This window comes from Maritimibacter sp. (assembly GCF_016774595.1).
Taxonomy (GTDB): Bacteria; Pseudomonadota; Alphaproteobacteria; order Rhodobacterales; family Rhodobacteraceae; genus Maritimibacter; species Maritimibacter alkaliphilus.
The window spans coordinates 1,426,792-1,445,990 of sequence record NZ_JACBWT010000002.1 but is presented as its reverse complement, the minus strand read 5'-3'; the positions used below and the strand labels follow the sequence as shown (position 1 = coordinate 1,445,990).

General features: G+C 66.0%; 16 protein-coding genes. 7 read left to right on the top strand and 9 right to left on the bottom strand.

Annotated elements, in window-relative coordinates; all coding sequences use genetic code 11:
* Nucleotides 1-35: 35 nt before the first annotated feature.
* Nucleotides 36-887: a ferredoxin--NADP reductase gene (locus HOY44_RS18215; protein ID WP_008329149.1), complete on the top strand. Its 852-nt coding sequence runs from the start codon at nucleotides 36-38 to the stop codon at nucleotides 885-887.
* A gap of 57 nt (nucleotides 888-944) precedes the next feature.
* Here the strand turns inward: HOY44_RS18215 and HOY44_RS18210 are convergent, their stop codons facing one another.
* Nucleotides 945-1,841, bottom strand: coding sequence for a hypothetical protein (locus HOY44_RS18210; protein ID WP_287436695.1), 897 nt, complete (start codon nucleotides 1,839-1,841; stop codon nucleotides 945-947).
* A gap of 232 nt (nucleotides 1,842-2,073) precedes the next feature.
* Between HOY44_RS18210 and infC the strand changes: the two genes are divergently transcribed.
* Nucleotides 2,074-2,568, top strand: a complete 495-nt coding sequence (infC, locus tag HOY44_RS18205; RefSeq protein ID WP_008329151.1) for a translation initiation factor IF-3 — start codon at nucleotides 2,074-2,076, stop codon at nucleotides 2,566-2,568.
* 56 nt (nucleotides 2,569-2,624) lie between these two features.
* Here infC and HOY44_RS18200 read toward each other — a convergent pair whose 3' ends face one another.
* The 7 genes from HOY44_RS18200 to HOY44_RS18170 all read right to left on the bottom strand — a co-directional run bounded on the left by HOY44_RS18200 (nucleotide 2,625) and on the right by HOY44_RS18170 (nucleotide 12,190).
* On the bottom strand, nucleotides 2,625-4,169 hold the full coding sequence (locus HOY44_RS18200) for a glutamate synthase-related protein (RefSeq protein WP_287436693.1): 1,545 nt from the start codon (nucleotides 4,167-4,169) through the stop codon (nucleotides 2,625-2,627).
* A gap of 97 nt (nucleotides 4,170-4,266) precedes the next feature.
* Nucleotides 4,267-6,216: an OmpA family protein gene (locus tag HOY44_RS18195; RefSeq protein WP_287436691.1), complete on the bottom strand. Its 1,950-nt coding sequence runs from the start codon at nucleotides 6,214-6,216 to the stop codon at nucleotides 4,267-4,269.
* Between the two features lie 201 nt (nucleotides 6,217-6,417).
* Nucleotides 6,418-7,200: an FAD binding domain-containing protein gene (locus tag HOY44_RS18190; RefSeq protein WP_287436689.1), complete on the bottom strand. Its 783-nt coding sequence runs from the start codon at nucleotides 7,198-7,200 to the stop codon at nucleotides 6,418-6,420.
* A gap of 15 nt (nucleotides 7,201-7,215) precedes the next feature.
* Nucleotides 7,216-9,582 carry a xanthine dehydrogenase family protein molybdopterin-binding subunit gene (locus tag HOY44_RS18185; RefSeq protein WP_287436687.1) on the bottom strand — a complete coding sequence of 789 codons (2,367 nt, stop codon included), beginning with the start codon at nucleotides 9,580-9,582 and terminating at the stop codon, nucleotides 7,216-7,218.
* Between the two features lie 36 nt (nucleotides 9,583-9,618).
* Nucleotides 9,619-10,104, bottom strand: a complete 486-nt coding sequence (locus tag HOY44_RS18180) for a (2Fe-2S)-binding protein (RefSeq protein ID WP_040884415.1) — start codon at nucleotides 10,102-10,104, stop codon at nucleotides 9,619-9,621.
* A 122-nt stretch (nucleotides 10,105-10,226) separates the two neighbouring features.
* A complete protein-coding gene (locus HOY44_RS18175) occupies nucleotides 10,227-11,222 on the bottom strand; it encodes a molybdopterin-binding protein (RefSeq protein ID WP_287436684.1) in 996 nt (331 codons plus the stop codon).
* On the bottom strand, nucleotides 11,222-12,190 hold the full coding sequence (locus HOY44_RS18170; protein ID WP_287436682.1) for an XdhC family protein: 969 nt from the start codon (nucleotides 12,188-12,190) through the stop codon (nucleotides 11,222-11,224). Before HOY44_RS18170 ends, HOY44_RS18175 begins: the two co-directional genes overlap by 1 nt.
* A 171-nt stretch (nucleotides 12,191-12,361) precedes the next feature.
* Between HOY44_RS18170 and trpC the strand changes: the two genes are divergently transcribed.
* From trpC to lexA, 4 genes are all read left to right on the top strand, one after another.
* Nucleotides 12,362-13,162: an indole-3-glycerol phosphate synthase TrpC gene (gene trpC / locus HOY44_RS18165; protein WP_287437274.1), complete on the top strand. Its 801-nt coding sequence runs from the start codon at nucleotides 12,362-12,364 to the stop codon at nucleotides 13,160-13,162.
* Nucleotides 13,159-13,641: a cyclic pyranopterin monophosphate synthase MoaC gene (gene moaC, locus HOY44_RS18160; RefSeq protein WP_287436680.1), complete on the top strand. Its 483-nt coding sequence runs from the start codon at nucleotides 13,159-13,161 to the stop codon at nucleotides 13,639-13,641. The genes trpC and moaC overlap by 4 nt, the downstream gene beginning before the upstream one ends.
* Complete coding sequence (locus HOY44_RS18155) at nucleotides 13,638-14,810, top strand: molybdopterin molybdotransferase MoeA (protein WP_287436678.1); 1,173 nt, start codon at nucleotides 13,638-13,640, stop codon at nucleotides 14,808-14,810. The genes moaC and HOY44_RS18155 overlap by 4 nt, the downstream gene beginning before the upstream one ends.
* A gap of 96 nt (nucleotides 14,811-14,906) precedes the next feature.
* Complete coding sequence (gene lexA, locus HOY44_RS18150) at nucleotides 14,907-15,599, top strand: transcriptional repressor LexA (RefSeq protein ID WP_008329183.1); 693 nt, start codon at nucleotides 14,907-14,909, stop codon at nucleotides 15,597-15,599.
* On the opposite strand, the gene HOY44_RS18145 is transcribed toward lexA, so the two are convergent.
* A complete protein-coding gene (locus HOY44_RS18145; protein ID WP_287437272.1) occupies nucleotides 15,593-17,695 on the bottom strand; it encodes a ComEC/Rec2 family competence protein in 2,103 nt (700 codons plus the stop codon). The genes lexA and HOY44_RS18145 overlap by 7 nt on opposite strands.
* Before the next feature lie 83 nt (nucleotides 17,696-17,778).
* On the opposite strand from HOY44_RS18145, the gene gltX reads away from it, so the two are divergent.
* Nucleotides 17,779-19,182, top strand: a complete 1,404-nt coding sequence (gene gltX, locus HOY44_RS18140) for a glutamate--tRNA ligase (RefSeq protein WP_287436674.1) — start codon at nucleotides 17,779-17,781, stop codon at nucleotides 19,180-19,182.
* Nucleotides 19,183-19,199 lie beyond the last annotated feature (17 nt).

Below are 19,199 nucleotides of genomic sequence, written 5' to 3'. Positions count from 1 at the left end.
ACGAGAGGACGGGGGCGCAGGCCCCCGCATTGCTTATGAATGACGTGACCCCAGTGACCGAAGCACAGAAAATCAAACCCGTCCCGACCCTGCCCGACGCCCAGACCGTGACCGAGGTCAAACACTGGACCGATCGGCTGTTCTCGTTCCGCTGCACGCGCCCCGCGTCGATGCGGTTCCGTTCGGGCGAGTTCGTGATGATCGGCCTGATGGGCGACCCGGACCCGAAAACCGGCAAACAGAAACCGCTTCTGCGGGCATATTCCATCGCGTCGCCCTCGTGGGACGAGGAGCTGGAGTTTTATTCGATTAAGGTGCAGGACGGTCCGCTGACCTCGAAACTTCAGCACATCCAGCCGGGCGACGAGATCATTCTGCGTCCCAAGCCCGTGGGCACGCTGGTGCATGACGCGCTGCTGCCCGGCAAGCGCATCTGGTTCTTCGCCACCGGCACCGGATTCGCCCCCTTCGCCTCGCTCCTGCGCGACCCGCAGACCTACGAGGATTACGACGAGGTCATCATCACCCACACCTGCCGTGAAGCGGGCGAACTGGTCTATGGCGCGGAGCTGATCGAGGGCATCAAGAACGACGAGTTGCTGCGCGAACTGATCGGTGACGAAAACCTCGCCAAGCTGAAGTATTACCCGACCACGACCCGCGAAGAGAGCCCGAAGATGGGGCGGATCACCGACCTCATGCGTTCGGGCGAGGCTTTCACAGATCTGGGTGTCGAGCCGCTCAACCCCGAGACGGACCGCGCGATGATCTGCGGCAACCTCGCCTTCAACCTCGAACTGAAGGAAATGCTCGAAGACTACGGGCTTGAGGAAGGGGCGAACTCCGACCCCAAGCACTATGTGGTCGAAAAGGCATTCCTCGACTGAGATCGCCCGACAGGAACATGAGCAAGCCGCCGCAAGCAATTGTGGCGGCTTGTTTTTTTAATCCAACCCCAGCGCCGCCTCGATTTCCTCGATCACGACCGGGACCAGTGCGTCGTCACGGGCGGCGGCGTCGATCTTGGTGGCGAGCGAGGCTTTCTGCACGTCGTCCAGTTCGCTGTCCTGAATGAAGGCCTTTACCGCGTCCGCCTCGAAAGCCTCCGGCGTCAGGTAATCCGCGAGCGTCATCGGCTCAGGCTCGGGCGTGGGTTGCGGCGCTGGCGCGGGGTCGGGCGCGACGGTCGCTTTCTCCTCCACCACCTCCTCGGCGGTTTCGGCTGCCGTTTCGGCCACGTCAGCCGAGGTCCGGGCGCTTTCGGCGGCGTCCTGGGCGGTACTCATGTCCCCGTCTTCCGCCGCGGCCTGGGCCGCTTCAGCGGCGTCCTGCGCGTTTTGGGCGGCCTCCTGCGCGGTCTCGGCGGCGTTTTCGGCGGCCTCAGCGGCTTCGACGTCACCCGTGCTCTCCGCGTCCTCGACCGCAGCCTCGGCCTCCTGCGCGGCGTCCAGCGCCGCATCTGCGGCGTCCTGCGCCGCTTCGACCTCGCGGTTGGTCCCGTCCGCGCCCGCGTCGGCGGGTGTTTCCGGGTCCGCCGCTTCCATCGCCTCTTCGACGTCGGTGGCGATCCGTTCGGCCTCGTCGGCGTCGCTTGGGGCATCGGCTGCCGCAGCCGCTTCGCGCGCCTGTTCGGCCGCCTCGGTCGCCGCAGCCTCGGTCTCGTCCATCGGTTCTTCGGCGGTGGTGTCCGCCGTGGCGTTTTCCACCGCTTCCTCCACGATGTCGCCTGCATCCTGCGCCGCCTGTTCGACCCCCGTCGGATCGCCCTGCTGCGCGTTCCAGACATAGCCGCCGACGACGACCACCGCGCCCACGACGAGCACCATCACACTGCGGTTCATTTCGACCTTCCTTTTCTCAGCCGGCATCTTCCGGCACACCATGATAGGCGGGTCGCGGGCAAAACCGTCAAGCTCCTAAAATATTTGGCCCTCTTCCCGCAGATATCGGCTTGAAAGCCCACCGGGCGGGCCTTAGGTTCTGGCCCCAAACTTTCCTGCCAACGAACGAAGGAATTCAACCATAGCCCGTAGACCCCACAACGCGCCGCCAACGCGCGATACCGGCCCCCGAGTGAACGAAAAGATCAGGGCCCCTGAAATTCGACTGATCGGTGCCGAAGGCGAAAACGTCGGCGTCGTGTCCCCGCAGCGGGGCATGGAATTGGCCGAACAAGCCGGTCTCGACCTCGTCGAAATCTCTCCGAATGCGACCCCGCCGGTCTGCAAGATCATGGATTTCGGCAAGTTCAAATACGAGACCCAGAAGCGGGAAGCGGAAGCGCGCAAGAAGCAGAAGACCATCGAGGTCAAAGAGGTCAAGTTCCGTCCGAACACGGACGTGCACGATTACGACGTGAAGATGAAGAACGTCGTGAAGTTCCTTGAGAAAGGCGACAAGGTGAAGGTCACGCTCCGCTTCCGGGGGCGCGAGATGGCGCACCAGAACCTTGGCCGCGACCTGCTGGAACGGGTCGCCGAGGACGTGAAGGAAATCGGCAAGGTCGAGAACATGCCGAAGATGGAAGGCCGCCAGATGATCATGATGATCGGGCCGCTGACCAAGTAACACCGCCCATCATGGCGTGAGAAAGCCCTGCCGATCCGGCAGGGCTTTTTCGTTGGTCATTCGCCTTCTTGTGCGAGGCCCGCGTAGCGGATGCGCGTCAGTTGCGCGACCTCGCGTTTCCACGTGGTCAGATCCTTGGGCGAGAACTTGGCGAGCGCATCGTGCCCGCAGGCGCGCGCCATCACCTGCATGAGTTGCGTGGATGCGCCGAAGAACCGGGCAAGCTTGGCGGCACCGACCTCGACGTCGAGCCGTTTGCGCAGCTCTTCCTTCTGCGTGGCCACCCCGGTGGGGCAGTTGTTCGTGTGGCACATCCTTGCGCCCACGCAGCCGACCGACTGGATCGCGGAATTGCCAAGAGCCACGGCGTCGGCCCCGAGCGCCAGCGCCTTGACGAAATCCTCCGGCACCCGCAGCCCGCCCGTGACGACGAGCGTGATTTCGCGCCCGGCCTTTCGGTCCAGATGCGCCCGCGCCCGGGCGAGTGCCGGGATCGTGGGGACCGAGATATGGTCACGGAAGATCAGCGGCGCCGCCCCCGTGCCGCCCCCGCGCCCGTCGAGGATGATGTAGTCGGCGCTGGCCGCCAGCGCGAAGTCGATGTCGTCCTCGATATGGTTGGCGGACAGCTTGAACCCGATGGGGATGCCGCCCGAGCGTTCCCGCACCTCGTCGGCGATCTTTTTGAAGTCTTCTGGCGTATCGAGGTCCGGGAAGGTGGCGGGCGAAACGGCGTCCTGCCCTTTCTCCAACCCGCGCACCTCGGCGATCTTGTCGGTGACCTTGGAGGCCGGAAGATGCCCGCCGGTGCCCGTCTTGGCCGCCTGCCCGCCCTTGAAATGGAACGCCTGAACCATCTCGGCGATCTCGGGCGACCACCCGAACCCGGCCGAGGCGTATTCGTAGAAGTAGCGCGAGTTTTCGGCCTGCTCCTCGGGAAGCATGCCGCCCTCGCCCGACGCGATCCCGGTTCCAGCGGCTTCGGCCCCCTTGGCAAGCGCGATCTTGGCCTCGGGCGACAGCGCGCCGAAGCTCATGTCGGTGACGAAGAGCGGGATGTTCAGCATCAGCGGCTTTTTCGCGCGCGGGCCGATCACCGTTTCCGTCGCCACATGGGCGTCGTCCATCAGCGGTTTTCGGGCCAGTTGCGCGGGCAGGATCTGGATATCGTCCCACAGCGGCAAGTCTTTGCGCGGAACCCCCATCGCGCCGACCTCGCCATGCTGGCCCTTCAGCCCGTTCTTCGCCATGTCGTGAATGCGCGCGACGGTCGGCTCCTCGGGTGTCGGTTCCGCCTCGGGCGCGCCGTCGCCGTCGTTCACGGGCGACGGGTCGCCCGGTTCGAGATCGTCGTCCAGCTTGGCATGGGTGCCGTCGCAATAGGGCTGATCCCCCGTCGCCTTGCACCGGCACAGATAGGCCGTGCCGCTTTCCTCGGCGGTGAAGCCGACGGGTGTGATCCCGGTGCCCTTGTGGGAGCCGTCGCAGAAGGGTTGGTTCTGCGACCGCCCGCAGCGGCACCAATAGTATTCCTTGCCTTCTTCAAGCTCCACTTCGGCGGGGGATTTGGCGGCGATGATCGGAACCTCGTCCTTTGCCATCTGGCTGACCTCTCTGTTTGAATTCCTTTATTCGATTACGCATGAAAAGGGCGCGAGGATCAAATCCTCGCGCCCAAATCCTTGATCTTTCAACCGCTTATTGCAGGAGCGGCGTGATGTTGCGGACGTTGGCCCGGCGGTTCTGCCGCTCGGCCTCCGAGGTCACGATCTTAAGCTCGCTTTCCCCGTAGCCCTGCGTGATCATGTTCTCCGGCGGAACATCGAAGTACTCGGTCAGCGCGAGGGCCACGCTTTCGGCACGACGGTCCGACAGGGCGAGGTTATAGGCCGCGCCACCGACCGCGTCGGTATGACCTTCGATCAGGAACACCGCGTCGGGACGCTCTTCGATGACGCTGCGGATCGCCTGACCCAAAGCGGCCAGCTCTTCCGCCTGCCCCGACCGGATCACGGCCGAGCCGGTGTCGAAGGTGATCGCATCCACTTCGATCACGGGGGCGAGGTCACGCACGCCCGAGAACTGACGCACCTGACGCAGCGAATAGGTGCGGCCCGGATCGCGATCCATCGAAGCCATCAGGGCCTCGCGCAGTGCCGCCTCGTCCGAATCCGACGCGCGGATGTCGTCGATCGGCTCATAGTCCTGCACGTCCTGCTGGCTGACAGGCTGCGCCTCGACGGTATCGTCGAACAGCACGTACTGGTCGCCGTTCGGCATGACGCGGGTTCGCTTGAGCACGGTGCCGTCCGCGGCACGAATGGTCACGATGCGCACGCCGTTGTCACGCTCGACGACCGTGCGGGTCGAACCGTCGTTGTAGGACTTGGTCGAGACGACGACGCCCGGCTGACGCAGGATCGTGTCGTCGTTCTTCAGCACCTGATAGGTGCCATCGGGGTTCTGAACCACGATGCGGTCACCCGAGTTCGACACGATTTCCTTGCCATTGGCGAGGATGGTGCCGACGGCGATCCCGCCAAGACCGGCAAGCACGAGCTTTTCGAAATCGGTCAGCTGGCGGTTCAGACCCGAGCCGTTGTTGTTGCCGCCATTGTTCGACGCGGCAGCTTCTTCGGTCACGGTCGCCGTGGTTTCGAATTCCTCACCCGAGGACCGGGCTTCGGCTTCGGTCACCTCTTCGACGACGACGTCTTCATCCGACGCCATGTCTTCGTCCGTGGCTTCCGCCTCGGCATCCGCAGCGGCGGCGGCTTCGGGCGCCTGATCTTCCATCGGCTCTTCGGGGGCTGACGGCGCCTGCGCGGTTTCGGCCGAGGTCTCTTCCTCGATCCGCTCGCCCGCGGTCATTTCCTCGTCCGACGCTTCGGCTTCGGCTTCGGCGGTGGCTTCGGCTTCGGCGTTCGCGTCTTCTTCAAGCGCGTCGGCCAGTGCGTCTTCGTCGCTCGTCGCTTCGGCTTCGGCTTCCGCTTCTGCGGTCGCTTCGGCTTCGGCTTCCACGGTTTCGTCTGCCGGCAGCTCTTCGGCCAGCTCCTGCGCCGCGTCGCCGGCTTCCTCTTCAGCCGCGTCCGCCGCAGCTTCCGCGGTGTCGGCCGCATCTTCGGCGGTCTGCTCTGCCGCATCTGCCGCGTCCTCGGCGGTCTGTTCGACGGCGTCGCCAGCCTGTTCGGCGGTTTCCTGAACCGTATCGGCGGCCTCTTCGCCCGCGTCCACCAGATCGTTGGCGAGGTTTTCGACCAAGCCTTCATCGTCGGCTTCCGCTTCGGCTTCCGCTTCCACTTCGGCCCCGGCCTGTGCGTCGGCCCGTCCCGGCGCATCGGCGGCGGGCGTTTCATCGGCCACGTCCTGACCCGGCGCATCCGGCGTCGCGGGTTCAGCGGGCGTTTCCGGTTCCTGCGGCGCGGTCTCGGCCTGCTCGCCTTCCTCCGCCTCGCTGGGCATCAGGGTTTCCTTGGCGAGTTCCATTGCGCTTTCGACCCGCACGCCGTTTTCGGTCACGCAGGGAAACGGTCCGGTGACCGTGCACTCTTCGAGGTTCTCTTCGGCATCCTGAGCCAGCACCGGCGGCGTCATCAGCGCCGTGCACAGTGCGACGACCGAGGTCGATTTCAGAGCGTTCTTGAGCATGTTTTGGTATCTCCGTGTTCTGCCCGAGCCTTGGGCTTCGTTGGCGCATCAACGTCGAAGGTATGGGTCGAGTTCCTAGACGACCTGCAAGAAAATGAGACACCTCAGCGGTAATCCGCTGAAAACACGCGCGTTTAGGCGAAACAAAGAAAAACCGCGCCCCAAGGGGACGCGGCGTCGTTTTCAAATGTGGGGCTGGCGTCAGCCCGCCTTCATCACCGCGCGTTTGGTGATGACAGCCACAAGGTGCGCGCGGTATTCCGGCGTGCCGTGCAGATCGCCGATCATGCCGTCCGCCGGCACCGAGAGCCCTTCGAGCGCCGAAGGGGCGAAGTTGGCCGACAGGGCCTCTTCCGCCTCGCTCCAGCGGAACACGCCGCCTTCCGAGGCCCCAGTGACGGCGACGCGAACGCCGTTTGCGCCCTTGGTCACGAACACCCCGACAAGGGCGAAGCGCGACGCGGGCTGCTCGAACTTCACGTAGGCCGCTTTTTCCGGGATCGGGAACTTGACGCCGGTGATGATCTCACCCTCGTCCAGCGCCGTCTCGAACAGGCCGGTGAAGTAGTCGTCCGCCGCGATCTCGCGATTGTTGGTCACGATGGTCGCGCCCGAGGCGAGCGCCGCCGCCGGATAGCAGGCCGAGGGGTCGTTGTTGGCGAGCGAGCCGCCGATTGTCCCCCGGTTGCGCACATGCGGGTCGCCAATGTGGCCCGCAAGGTCGGACAGCGCCGGGTAGGAGCCGTCCTTGGCGACGTCGGCATGGCAGGTCGCCCCGCCGATGGTGAGCGTGCCGCTCTCGTTCTTGATACCCTTGAGCTCGTCGATGCCCGTCAGGGACACGAGGGTCGAAGGCATCGCCAGACGCTGTTTCAACGTCGGGATGAGGGTCTGACCACCGGAGAGGGGCTGCGCCTCCTCCCCGCCCAGAGCCTTGATCGCATCGGCCAGCGTGGTCGGCCGTTCCAGTTCGAATGCGTACATGGTGTCGGTCCTTCCTTACTGGTTTATCGCGGCCCAGACCCGCGACGGGCTGAGCGGCATGTCGATATGGGTGACCTCGGTCTTGCCCGCGCGTTGCAGCGCGTCGACCACGGCGTTCACCACCGCGGGGGGCGAGCCGATAGCGCCAGCCTCGCCGCAGCCCTTCACCCCAAGCGGGTTGTGGGTGCACGGCGTCTGGCAGGAGTGATCGACGGCGTAATACGGCACGTCGTCGGCACGCGGCATGGCGTAGTCCATGTAGGAGCCGGTCAGAAGCTGGCCGTCTTCGTCATAGACGCAACCCTCGAGCAGCGCCTGCCCGATGCCCTGTGCGATGCCGCCGTGGACCTGCCCGGACACGATCATCGGGTTCACGATGTTGCCGAAATCGTCGGCAGCCGCGAAGCTTTCGATGGTGACCTTGCCGGTTTCCGGGTCGACCTCCACCTCGCAGGCATAGGCGCCCGACGGATAGGTGAAGTTGTTCGGATCGTAGAACGCCGTTTCCTCAAGCCCCGGCTCGATGTCCTCGAGCGGATAGTTGTGGGGCACATAGGCCGCGAGCGTCACATCCCCCCAAGCGACCGACTTGTCGGTGCCTGCGACCGAGAACGCGCCATCCTTGAGCTCGATATCCCCTTCCGAGGCTTCAAGCAGGTGGGCCGCGATCTTCTTGGCCTTGTTGATGATCTTCTCGGTCGCGCGCACCATCGCCGAACCACCGACCGCGAGCGAGCGGGAGCCGTAGGTGCCCATGCCCATCGGGGTGTTGGCGGTGTCGCCATGCACGATCTCGACCATCGACGGGTCGATCCCGATCATTTCCGCGATGACCTGCGGGAACGCGGTCTCATGCCCCTGCCCGTGGCTGTGCGAGCCGGTCATGACGACCAGACCGCCGGTGGCGTTCACCCGGACCGTGGCGGATTCGTAAAGACCCGCGCGGGCGCCGAGTTGGCCGACGAGATGCGAGGGCGCGATGCCGCAAGCCTCGATGTAGCAGTTCACGCCGAGACCGCGCAGCTTGCCCTTCTTCTTCGACTCTTCGAGACGCGCCTCGAAGCCCGACAGATCGGCGATCTCTTCCAGCTTGGCCATCGTCGCTTCGTAGTCGCCCGTGTCGTATTCCACGGCGACAGGTGTCGCGTAGGGGAACTGGGTGATGAAGTTCTGACGTCTGAGCGCGATGGGATCGACGCCCAGCTCACGTGCGGCCTTGTCCACCACGCGTTCCAGCTGGAACGTGGCCTCCGGGCGACCTGCGCCGCGATAGGCGTCGACCGGCACGGTGTTGGTGAACACGGCCTTGACGTTCACGTAGATCAGCGGCGTCTTGTAGTTGCCTGCCATCAGCGTGCCATGCAGCCATGTCGGAACCGAAGGCGCGAAGGTGGACAGATAAGCCCCCATGTTCGCGTAGGTCTCGGTCCGCAGCGCGGTGAAGTTGTTGTCCGCATCCAGCGCCAGTTCGATCTTGGTCACGTGGTCACGCCCATGCGCGTCGGACATGAAGGCCTCAGACCGCGACGAGGTCCATTTGACCGGACGGCGAAGCTGTTTCGCCGCGAAGGTGCAGAACGCCTCTTCCGCGTAGTGGAAGATCTTGGTGCCGAAGCCGCCGCCCACATCGGGCGCCACGACGCGCAGCTTGTGCTCGGGGATGCCCAGCACGAAGGCGCCCATCAGAAGCCGGATGACATGCGGGTTCTGCGAGGTCGTGTAGAGGGTCGAGTTATCGCCCGCCGGGTCATAGTCGCCGATGGCCACACGCGGCTCCATCGGGTTCGCGACAAGGCGCTGGTTCTTCAGCTCAAGCGTGGTGACGTGTGCGGCATTCGCAAAGGCCTCGTCCACGGCGCCCTTGTTCTCTTCCACGAAACCCCAGTCGTAACACAGGTTCGACGTCAGATCGTCGTGCACCTTGGGCGCGCCGTCCTCGAGCGCCTTTTTCATGTCGATGACCGCGGGAAGTTCCTCGATGTCGGCCTCGATCGCCTCGGCGGCGTCACGCGCCTGATCGAGCGTATCCGCGACCACGGCGGCAATCGGGTCGCCCACGTGGCGCACCTTGCCCTGCGCCAGAACCGGATGGCCCGGCTCCTGCATCGGCTGACCGTGCTTGTCGGTCACCTGCCAGCCGCAGGGCAGCCCGCCGATGCCTTCGAAATCGGCACCGGTAAAGATGCGGATCACGCCGGGCATGGCGGCCGCCGCCTCGGTGTTCACGCTGTTGATCTTCCCGTGCGCCACGCTCGAGCGCAGGAAATAGACATAGGCCTGTCCGGGCCGGTTGAGGTCGTCCGTGTAACGCCCGGTTCCCGTCAGGAACCGCACATCTTCGCGGCGCTTCATCGGTGCGCCGATACCACCATCTGCTGGCATGGTAATCCTCCCTGGATTGTCGCTGGCTGTGCGCCGTTATTCGGCAGCGATCGACGACACGTCCTGACCGGACGCCGCCATGATCGCCTTGACGATGTTGTGGTAGCCGGTGCAGCGGCACAGGTTGCCCGACAGGTATTCCCGCACTTCGCCCTCGGTGGGCGTCGGGTTCTCCTTCAGCAGCGCCGCGGCGGTCATCACCATGCCGGGCGTACAGAAGCCGCACTGAAGCCCGTGGTGATCCTGAAACGCCTGCTGGATCGTGCCGAGCGAGCCGTCGGCATTCGCCATACCCTCGATCGTCGTCACATCCGCCCCGTCGGCTTCCATCGCGAACATATTGCAGCTTTTCACCGATGCGCCGTTCACGTGCACCGTGCAGGCCCCGCACTGCGCGGTGTCGCAGCCGACATGCGTGCCGGTCGCCCCGGCGGTTTCGCGAATGAACGTCGACAACAATGTGCGACCCTCGACCGTGCCCGAAACCGAGCGGCCGTTGATCGTCATGGTTACATTCGTCATGAGATCCTCCCTATTGAACCTGTACTAGACCACCGATCCCGGCCTCTGAGAACCGGGTATCTCGATGTAAATCCCTGTTGATTTGGCAATTTTCCGTGACCGATTGCTATAGTCCTAAAGTGTCATCCTCCCCGGGGTTGTTTTCGTGTGGGTATCTCTTTCAACAGCCCGCCGACTCCCATCGCGCCGACCTCGGCGCTGGTCGGCGGATGCCCGGCGGCGAGCCGTTCCAGCACCCAGTCGGCGCCGTTCATCGCGGGTGAGCGGGCGCAGCCCGGCAGGCCGATGACGGGACGCCCATCCCCGAGCGCCCCGTAAAACAACAGGTTTCCGGGGTCGACTGGCATCCCGAAGCGGGTCACCTGCCCGCCGGCCTGCCTGAGGGCTTCGGGGCCGACATCCGCCGGGTCCGACGTGGCCGACGCGGTCAGCACGAGGATCATCGCCGTCTTCGCCGCGCCGATGGCGTCGGCGACCGCTTGGGCGTCGTGCGGCACCTGCACGGTATCGGCCAGCGTCATGCCAAGCGAAGTGAGTCGCCCCTCAATAGCTTTGAACCCCTTGCCGGTCTCCTCGCCGGACCCTGCGTCATGGGTGGTGACGATGAGCGTGGCATCGGGCGTCACCACCGGGGCAAGCCGCACCGCGCCGCGCCCCAGCGCCGCCGCCTTGTCGACCGACGCACGCGCGGCGCCATAGGCGATGACCTTGACCGTCGCGACCATCCCCCCCTCGGCCATCCGGCGCCAGTTGGGGACCGTGGCAAGCGTCACCATATCGTCGACCGCGTTCACCGCGTGAAGCCTGTCGGCATCAAGATGCGCCAGCCCGATCTTCGTCGCGTGGATGTTGACCCGTCCGGTGAAGGGCTTCGAGAGTCGCAGCCCCTCGCCCCCGTCCACGAGCGCATGGGCCAGCGTCATCGCCGCCTCGTCCTCGCCCAGATCGCCCGGTCCCATCCGCGCGACCGTCACCCGCGCGATGCCCGCCGCGCCAAGCGCCGCCACGTGATCGGTGTTCAGCACGGTGCCTTTCTTGAGCTTGCCACCGGGCAAGGCGACCGAATGGGCCAGAACGGCACCTGCGGCCTCGCCTACCGTGACCGCGCCGAACTCCATCAGCCCTGCCTCAGCACCTGCGTGATCTGCGCCATCACCGAAATCGCGATCTCGGCGGGGCTTTTCGACCCGATATCCAGCCCCACGGGCGCATGAATTCTGGCGATCTGGTCGTCGGAATACCCCCGCGCCTTCAACCGATCCACCCGCTTGGCATGGGTGCGGGTCGATCCCAATGAGCCGAGGTAGAAGCACTCCGACGCAATCGCCGCCTCGATGGCCGGGTCGTCGATCTTGGGATCGTGGCTCAAAGTGACCACCGCCGTGCGCGTGTCGAGACCGTAGTCCGGCAGCACCTCGTCCGGGTAATCCTCGCGGATGTCCTCGCCGGGAAAGCGGTGCTCCTGCGCGAAGGCCCCGCGCGGGTCGATGATGAGCGGATCGTATCCCGCGAGCCGCGCCATCGGCACCAGCGCCTGCGCGATGTGGACGGCCCCGACCACGACCATACGCAGCGGCGGGTTGTGGACGGCGACGAAAGTCTGTTCGTCCTCCTCGAACCCCGACCGATCGCCCCGGAACCGTTCGGGATAATCTTCCCGGCCCACGAGCTTGCGCTCCCACGTCCCGGTGTTCACCACGTAGCCCACCGGCCTGCGCGCCGCGCGCTTGTCGACGAGGTCCGCCAGAACCTCTTCTGACACCGCTTGGCCCACCGGCTCGACCAGCACCCGGATCGTGCCGCCACAGGCCAGCCCGACCGCGAAGGCCTCGTCGTCCGACACGCCGAAGGTCAGGAGCCGGGATTTGCCGTCCTCGACCGCTTCCAAGGCCTCGACGATCACCGCACCTTCGACGCAACCGCCCGAGACCGAGCCCTGAATTTCCCCGGTGCCCGACACCGCAAGCTGGCTGCCCACGGGCCGTGGTGCCGACCCCCAAGTCTGGACGACCGTGGCCAGAACCGCGCCCTTCCCGGCGCGATGCCAATCCAATGCCACCTCGGGAATATCGTCAAACCGGTCCATCAATGGTCCTCCACTCACCCCCGACCCTGCCCCCCGCACCGCACAAGAGCAAGTCCCTCTCTGTGGTCAGCGCCGAGCCTTCGACCAAAGTCTGAGGCGCGGGGGCCAGGCCGCACAGATTTTGCCAACAGCAACTTGCCCAAGTCCCGCGCCCTGCGTAAACCCGTGCGCATGACCAACGTGCTCGACAAGATCAAGGCCTACAAACTCGAAGACGTGGCCGCGCGCAAAGCCGCCCGGCCCCTGTCCGAGGTCGAGGCCGCCGCCCGCGACGCCACGCCCACGCGCGGTTTCGCCACCCGGCTGCAACAGGCCGCCGATACCGGATACGGGCTGATCGCGGAGGTGAAGAAGGCCTCGCCGTCCAAGGGCCTGATCCGCCCCGATTTCGACCCGCCCGCGCTTGCGAAAGCCTATGAGGCCGGGGGCGCCACCTGCCTGTCGGTGCTGACCGACACGCCGTCGTTTCAGGGTGCGGACGAATTCCTCGTGGCCGCCCGCGCGGCGACGACCCTGCCCGCGCTGCGCAAGGATTTCATGTACGACACCTATCAGGTGGCCGAGGCGCGGGCGCTTGGCGCCGACTGCATCCTGATCATCATGGCCAGCGTTTCGGACGCGCAGGCCGCCGAGCTTGAGGCAGCCGCGTTCGAGTGGGGCATGGACGTTCTGGTCGAGGTGCACGATGCCGAGGAACTGGAGCGGGCGAGCGCGCTGAAATCGCCGCTCCTCGGCATCAACAACCGCAACCTCAAGACCTTCGAGACCACGCTCGACACCACGCGCGCGCTTTCGAAGATCGCCCCGAAAGACCGCCTTCTGGTCTGCGAATCCGGCCTGTTCACGCCCGAAGATCTGGCCGACATGGCCAAGGTCGGCGCACGCGCCTTCCTGATCGGGGAAAGCCTGATGCGGCAGGACGATGTGGAGGCCGCGACCCGCGCGATCCTCAAGGACCCGGTGCCGGCATGAGCGGCAAGCTCACCCATTTCGACGAGGCCGGTCAGGCCCATATGGTCGACGTCTCCGCGAAAGAGATCACCGACCGGACCGCCATCGCGACCGGACAGGTCATCATGGAACCCGCCACGCTGGCACTCGTCATGGACGGCACCGCCAAGAAGGGTGACGTGTTGGGCGTGGCGCGGCTTGCGGGCATCATGGGAGCCAAGAAAACCGCGGACCTCATCCCCCTGTGTCATCCGCTTCCCGTGACCAAGGTCGCGCTCGATCTGGTGCCGGACGAAGAGCTTCCCGGCGTGCGCATCACCGCGACCGTCAAGACCTCCGGCCAGACGGGTGTCGAGATGGAGGCGCTGACGGCCGTCTCGACCGCCGCGCTCACCGTCTATGACATGCTGAAGGCCGCCGAAAAGGGGATGCGGATCGAGGGGATCAAGCTTCTCGCCAAAACCGGCGGCAAGTCAGGCACTTACGAGGCGAAGCCGTGATTTCGGTCGAAGAGGCGCTGGGGCGGATTTTCGACCTCGTCGGCCCCGTCGGCACCGAAACCGTCCCGCTTGCCGAGGCCGCGGGCCGCATCCTTGCCAAGACCGTCACCGCCACGCGCGACCAGCCGCCATTCCCGGCCTCCGCCATGGACGGCTACGCCCTGCGCGGGGTCGAGGCCGACCCGGAAGCGCAGTTCAAGGTGATCGGCGAGGCCAAGGCGGGCGAGCGGTTCACGGGCAAGGTGGGTGCCGGTCAGGCCGTGCGCATCTTCACCGGCGCACCCGTGCCGGAGGGGGCCGACAGGGTCATCATTCAGGAAGACGTGGACCTGCGCGGATCGCTCATCACCCTGCACCGCGACCTGTCCCCCGGCGCGAACATCCGGCCCGCTGGCAACGATTTCCGCGTCGGTGACACGGTCACGGCCCCGCGCCGCCTGTCGCCCCGCGACGTGGCCCTGATCGCGTCAATGAACGTGCCGCAGGTGACCGTCGCCAGAAAGCCCGACATCGCACTGATCGCCACGGGCGACGAACTGGTCATGCCCGGCGAAGAGCCCGGCCCCGACCAGATCATCGCGTCGAACTCCTTCGGCCTGAAAGCGATGCTGGAGGCCGAGGGCGCGACCGTCCGCCTCCTGCCCATTGCGCGCGACAATGCCGAAAGCCTGCGCTTCGTCCTGGGCCTCGCGGCGAGCGCCGATCTGGTCGTGACCATCGGCGGGGCCTCTGTGGGCGATCACGACCTCGTCGGTGCCGTGGCGGCCGACCTTGGGATGGCACAGGCGTTCTACAAGGTCGCCATGCGCCCCGGCAAACCGCTGATGGCGGGCAAGCTGGGCGATGCCGCGATGATCGGACTTCCGGGAAACCCCGTTTCGGCAATGGTTTGCGGGACGGTTTTCATCCTGCCCGCGCTGCGCGTCATGCTGGGCCTGCCCGCCGCACCGGTCACGCCCCATACCGCGACGCTCACCGCCGATCTGGCCGCGAACGGCCCGCGCCAACATTACATGCGCGCGGTTCTGGACGAGGCCGGGATCGCGGCGACGGACCGTCAGGATTCGGCCCTTCTGTCGGTCCTCGCCACCGCGAACGCCCTGATCGTCCGGCCGCCCAACGACCCGGAACGGGGCAAGGGCGAGATCGTCGAATACCTCCCCCTCTGATTGCATATCGTTGACACGAAACGAGAACACGGGTAGAACTTTACCCGAACAGACCTGTGTGGTCAGAGAACATAACGGGCAGCCGGAGGGCGAACGATGCTGACGAAAAAGCAATTGGACCTGCTGGAATTCATTCACAAGCGCATTCAACGGGACGGCGTGCCGCCCAGTTTCGACGAGATGAAAGAGGCGCTTCAGCTTCGCTCCAAATCCGGCATTCATCGCCTTATCACGGCGCTGGAGGAACGCGGTTACATCCGCCGCCTCGCCCACCGGGCCCGCGCGATCGAAGTGACGCGGCTTCCCGATGCGCTCGACCCCTCCGGCAAGGCCGGGTTCGAACCGCGCGTGATCGACGGCGACAGGCCCGACAGCCGCCCGGCGCAGGCCATGCCGCTTGAAGGCAGCGCGATGGACCTGCCGCTTCTGGGTCGGATCGCAGCGGGCACGCCGATCGAGGCCATCGAGGACGGGCAGAGCCACGTCTCGGTCCCCGGCGCGATGGTCGGCAACGGCAAGCACTACGCGCTCGAGGTCAAGGGCGACTCGATGATAAACGCGGGCATCAACTCCGGCGACGTGGTCATCATTCGTGAGACGTCGCATGCCGACAACGGCGACATCGTCGTGGCACAGGTCGATGGCTACGAGGCGACGCTGAAACGCTTCCGCCGGGCGGGCGACATGATCGCGCTCGAGGCCGCGAACCCGGCGTTCGAGACCCGCATCCTGCCTCAGGGCCAGATCAAGGTTCAGGGCAAGCTGGTCGGATTGATCCGCACCTACTGACGCGCGATCAGAAGCGGCAGATCGGACGCGGCGGGCTGGGTCCGCCGCGTTTTCGTCTGGTCCGCACGGGTCCAGGGCCGGTTGCCCGACACCTGAGCGACCGATGTGACGCGCGGACCGTCAGCGGTCATTCTGATCGCCAGAGCGCCCGTGCGCGCCAGCGCCGCGCGGTCGAGCATATTGCACCCCTCGGGGTAACGCTCCAGCGGCTTGGCGGCGAAAATCACCAGCGCCTCGGACGCGCAGGCCCCCTCAAGCCGGTCCGCCGCGCCACGACCGCTGACCAGTCTCAAAGTCAGTCCGGGCAGGTCGAACTGAGGATCGGTCGCCTGCGCCATGCGGGCCGCCGCACCTTCCTGATCCGTGGAATCTCCGTCGTTTTCCAGCCAGGATCGGGCCGCGAACCCCTCGCCCCGCGCCTTGGTCAACGCGCGTCCTTCGGCGGTCATCGCCCCGATCAGGCTGCCGGATGGCGAAATCAGCACATCGGGGCGCGTCGCCTGCGTCCACAGGGCCAGCGCCGCGACGACCGCGACCGCGCCAGCCGCCCGCCCCGCGCCGCGCAGCAGGATCACCGCCAGACCGCCGAGCGCGATCATGGGCATCACGGCATCGGCCGGCGCGATCACGTGGCCCACCGCACCGTCGAGCGCGGCCACCTTCTTAGCGACCCAGAGAATCCATTCTATCGGCCAGCGCATCAGGTCCAGCGCGATCCAGCTCAACCCCAATGGTGCCAGCAGGGCCGCGAGGACCGCGAGCGGCATGACGAGCATGCCCATCACAGGCACCGACACCACGTTGGCGATCAACCCGTAATGCGCCACGCGGTTGAAGATCGCGGCCGAGAACGGCGCAGTGGCCAGCCCCGCCACGAGGGACGAGAGCACGACCGCGAACACGGGTCGGGCCCATTTCGGGAGCTTGCCGCGCTGCACGTCGCGCAACGCCCCGAACACGAACACGAGCGCGGTCGTCGCCGCGAAAGACATCTGAAACCCGGCCTCGACCAGTGATTCCGGTTTCAGGATCAGCAGGATGAGGGCCGCGACCGCCACCGCGCGCAAGGTCAGCGCCCGCCGCCCGACGAGAATCGCGACCAGCATGACCGCCACCATGACGAAGGCACGCGAGGTAGACACGGCCCCGCCCGACATGGCGAGGTAGAACGCTCCGGCGGCCAGCGCCACGACTGCGGCCACCTTGCGCACGTCCATCGACACGCCGACGCCCGGTGTCAGGGCAAGGCCAAGCCGCAATGTGCCGAAGACGAAACCGACGAGCAGCCCCATGTGCAGCCCGGAAATCGCCAACAGATGCGCAAGGTTCGATGCGCGCAACGCCTGGACCGTCTCCTGCCCCATTGCGGACCGGTCGCCGGTGGTGATGGCGGCGGCGAAGGCTCCGGCCTCGCCCGGAATTTCAGCCTGAACCGCCGCCGAAATCGCGGACCGGAGCCGGTGGATCGGCAAAGCCCGTTCCGGTGGCGCGAGGGCGAGGGCCGGTTTGGTCGTATAGCCGACCGCGCCGATGGACCTGAACCACGCCATGCGCCGGAAGTCGAACCCGCCCGGCTCGACCGGCCCTTCGGGGCCGGACAGGTGCGACGTGACGGCGATCCGCATCCCCGGCATGGGATCGACGAACCCCTGTTGCCCATGCAGGGACACGCGAACGCGGTCCGGCACCTTCCACGGCGCCACATCGTCAAGCCGGACCTGATCCAACGTCAGGCGCACCGCGTCGGACTGGCTTCGGTCGATCACGACGATGCGCCCCTCGACCGGGCCGTAGTAGCGGAAATCGAGCACCGGGGCCGCCACCATGGCCGTGCGCCCCCCGGCCAGCATCAGGCCCGTCATCACGGCCGCCGCGGCAAGGAACGGCAGGCCGAACCCCGGCAGGGCGCTGCGCCCGATCAACCAGCCCGCCATGGCCGCGCCGACCGCCAGCCCGGCGACGACCGCCCAGCCGATGACACCCGGTTCCGTGCGCAGAAGGAAATAGACGCCGATCCCGATGCCCAGAAAGATCGGCGCGAACAGGATCAACCGTCCGCGTAGACGCTCGAGCCGTTCCGAGATCGCGCTTGCCATGGGCACACTTGTTCTCCCGCCGCGTCCCGTCTATCCCTCCCCCGACGCTACGCCCGAGATGGTTTCCAAAAGGTTAACACCCGATGTCCAACACCCCCGTCGTCACCCGTTTCGCCCCGTCGCCGACCGGATACCTTCATATCGGTGGCGCGCGCACGGCCCTGTTCAACTGGCTTTACGCGCGGGGTCGCGGCGGCAAGTTCCTGCTGCGGATCGAGGATACGGACCGCGAACGCTCGACAGCCGAGGCGACGGCCAAGATCTATGACGCGATGGCATGGCTCGGCCTCGACTACGACGGCGAGGCGATCAGCCAGTATGAGCGCGCGCCGCGCCACGTCGAGGTGGCCGAGGCGATGCTGGCGGCGGGAACGGCCTATAAATGCTTTTCGACTCAGGACGAGATCGAGGCGTTCCGCGAAGCCGCGCGGGCCGAGGGCAAATCGACGCTCTTTCAGTCGCCGTGGCGCGATGCCGATGCGTCGACGCACCCGGACGCGCCCTACGTCGTGCGGGTGAAGGCCCCCCGCGACGGGGCGACCGTGATCGAGGACCGGGTTCAGGGCGACGTCACCTTCCGAAACGACCAACTCGACGACATGGTCTGCCTGCGGTCGGACGGCTCGCCCACCTACATGCTCGCCGTCGTCGTGGACGATCACGACATGGGCGTGACTCACGTGATCCGGGGCGACGACCACCTCAACAACGCGGCGCGGCAGAAGATGATCTACGACGCGATGGGATGGGACGTGCCGGTCTTTGCGCATATTCCCCTGATCCACGGCCCGGACGGCAAGAAACTGTCCAAGCGGCACGGCGCGGCGGGGGTCGAGGAATACCGGGAAATGGGTTACCCGGCCTCGGCCATGCGCAACTACCTCGTCCGTCTCGGCTGGTCGCATGGCGACGACGAGGTGTTCACCGATGCACAAGCGAAAGAGTGGTTCGACCTCGACGGGATCGGCAAGGGGGCCGCGCGTCTCGACTTCAAGAAACTCGACCATGTCTCGGGCCAGCACATCGCCATGGCCGGGGCCGACGAACTTATTTTGCAGGTGCAGGATTATCTTGACGCGACGTCCCAGGAAAAGCTGACGGATGCGCAGGTCGAAGGCCTGCGCGCGGCGCTCGATTTCGTTCGCACCGGCGCCAAGACCCTGCCGCAACTGATTGAAAAAGCGCGATTCATTCTCACTTCCCGGCCCATCGAACGGGATGAGAAAGCGCAGGCCGCGCTTGACGATGTATCCCGTGGTATACTGACGGAATTGACGCCGCAGCTGCAAACTGTTAGCTGGAACCGCGAAGAATTGGAGACTATTCTCAACGCATTGGCAGAGGCCCACGGCATCAAGTTCGGCAAGCTGGCAGCGCCCCTCAGGGCCGCCCTCGCCGGGCGCGCAGCGAGCCCGAGCGTGTTTGACATGATGCTGGTCCTCGGGCGTGACGAAACCATCGCCCGGCTCAACGAGGCCAGCCAGTAACCAGCCTGCCGCCCGGC

Coding starts and splice junctions, on each gene's coding strand:
- lexA (WP_008329183.1), top strand. CDS start 14,907: ATGCTGACGAAAAAGCAATTGGACCTGCTGGAATTCATTCACAAGCGC.
- trpC (WP_287437274.1), top strand. CDS start 12,362: ATGACCAACGTGCTCGACAAGATCAAGGCCTACAAACTCGAAGACGTG.
- HOY44_RS18210 (WP_287436695.1), bottom strand. CDS start 1,841: ATGAACCGCAGTGTGATGGTGCTCGTCGTGGGCGCGGTGGTCGTCGTC.
- HOY44_RS18190 (WP_287436689.1), bottom strand. CDS start 7,200: ATGTACGCATTCGAACTGGAACGGCCGACCACGCTGGCCGATGCGATC.
- HOY44_RS18180 (WP_040884415.1), bottom strand. CDS start 10,104: ATGACGAATGTAACCATGACGATCAACGGCCGCTCGGTTTCGGGCACG.
- HOY44_RS18215 (WP_008329149.1), top strand. CDS start 36: ATGAATGACGTGACCCCAGTGACCGAAGCACAGAAAATCAAACCCGTC.
- HOY44_RS18185 (WP_287436687.1), bottom strand. CDS start 9,582: ATGCCAGCAGATGGTGGTATCGGCGCACCGATGAAGCGCCGCGAAGAT.
- moaC (WP_287436680.1), top strand. CDS start 13,159: ATGAGCGGCAAGCTCACCCATTTCGACGAGGCCGGTCAGGCCCATATG.
- HOY44_RS18175 (WP_287436684.1), bottom strand. CDS start 11,222: ATGGAGTTCGGCGCGGTCACGGTAGGCGAGGCCGCAGGTGCCGTTCTG.
- HOY44_RS18200 (WP_287436693.1), bottom strand. CDS start 4,169: ATGGCAAAGGACGAGGTTCCGATCATCGCCGCCAAATCCCCCGCCGAA.
- HOY44_RS18195 (WP_287436691.1), bottom strand. CDS start 6,216: ATGCTCAAGAACGCTCTGAAATCGACCTCGGTCGTCGCACTGTGCACG.
- gltX (WP_287436674.1), top strand. CDS start 17,779: ATGTCCAACACCCCCGTCGTCACCCGTTTCGCCCCGTCGCCGACCGGA.
- HOY44_RS18170 (WP_287436682.1), bottom strand. CDS start 12,190: ATGGACCGGTTTGACGATATTCCCGAGGTGGCATTGGATTGGCATCGC.
- HOY44_RS18145 (WP_287437272.1), bottom strand. CDS start 17,695: ATGGCAAGCGCGATCTCGGAACGGCTCGAGCGTCTACGCGGACGGTTG.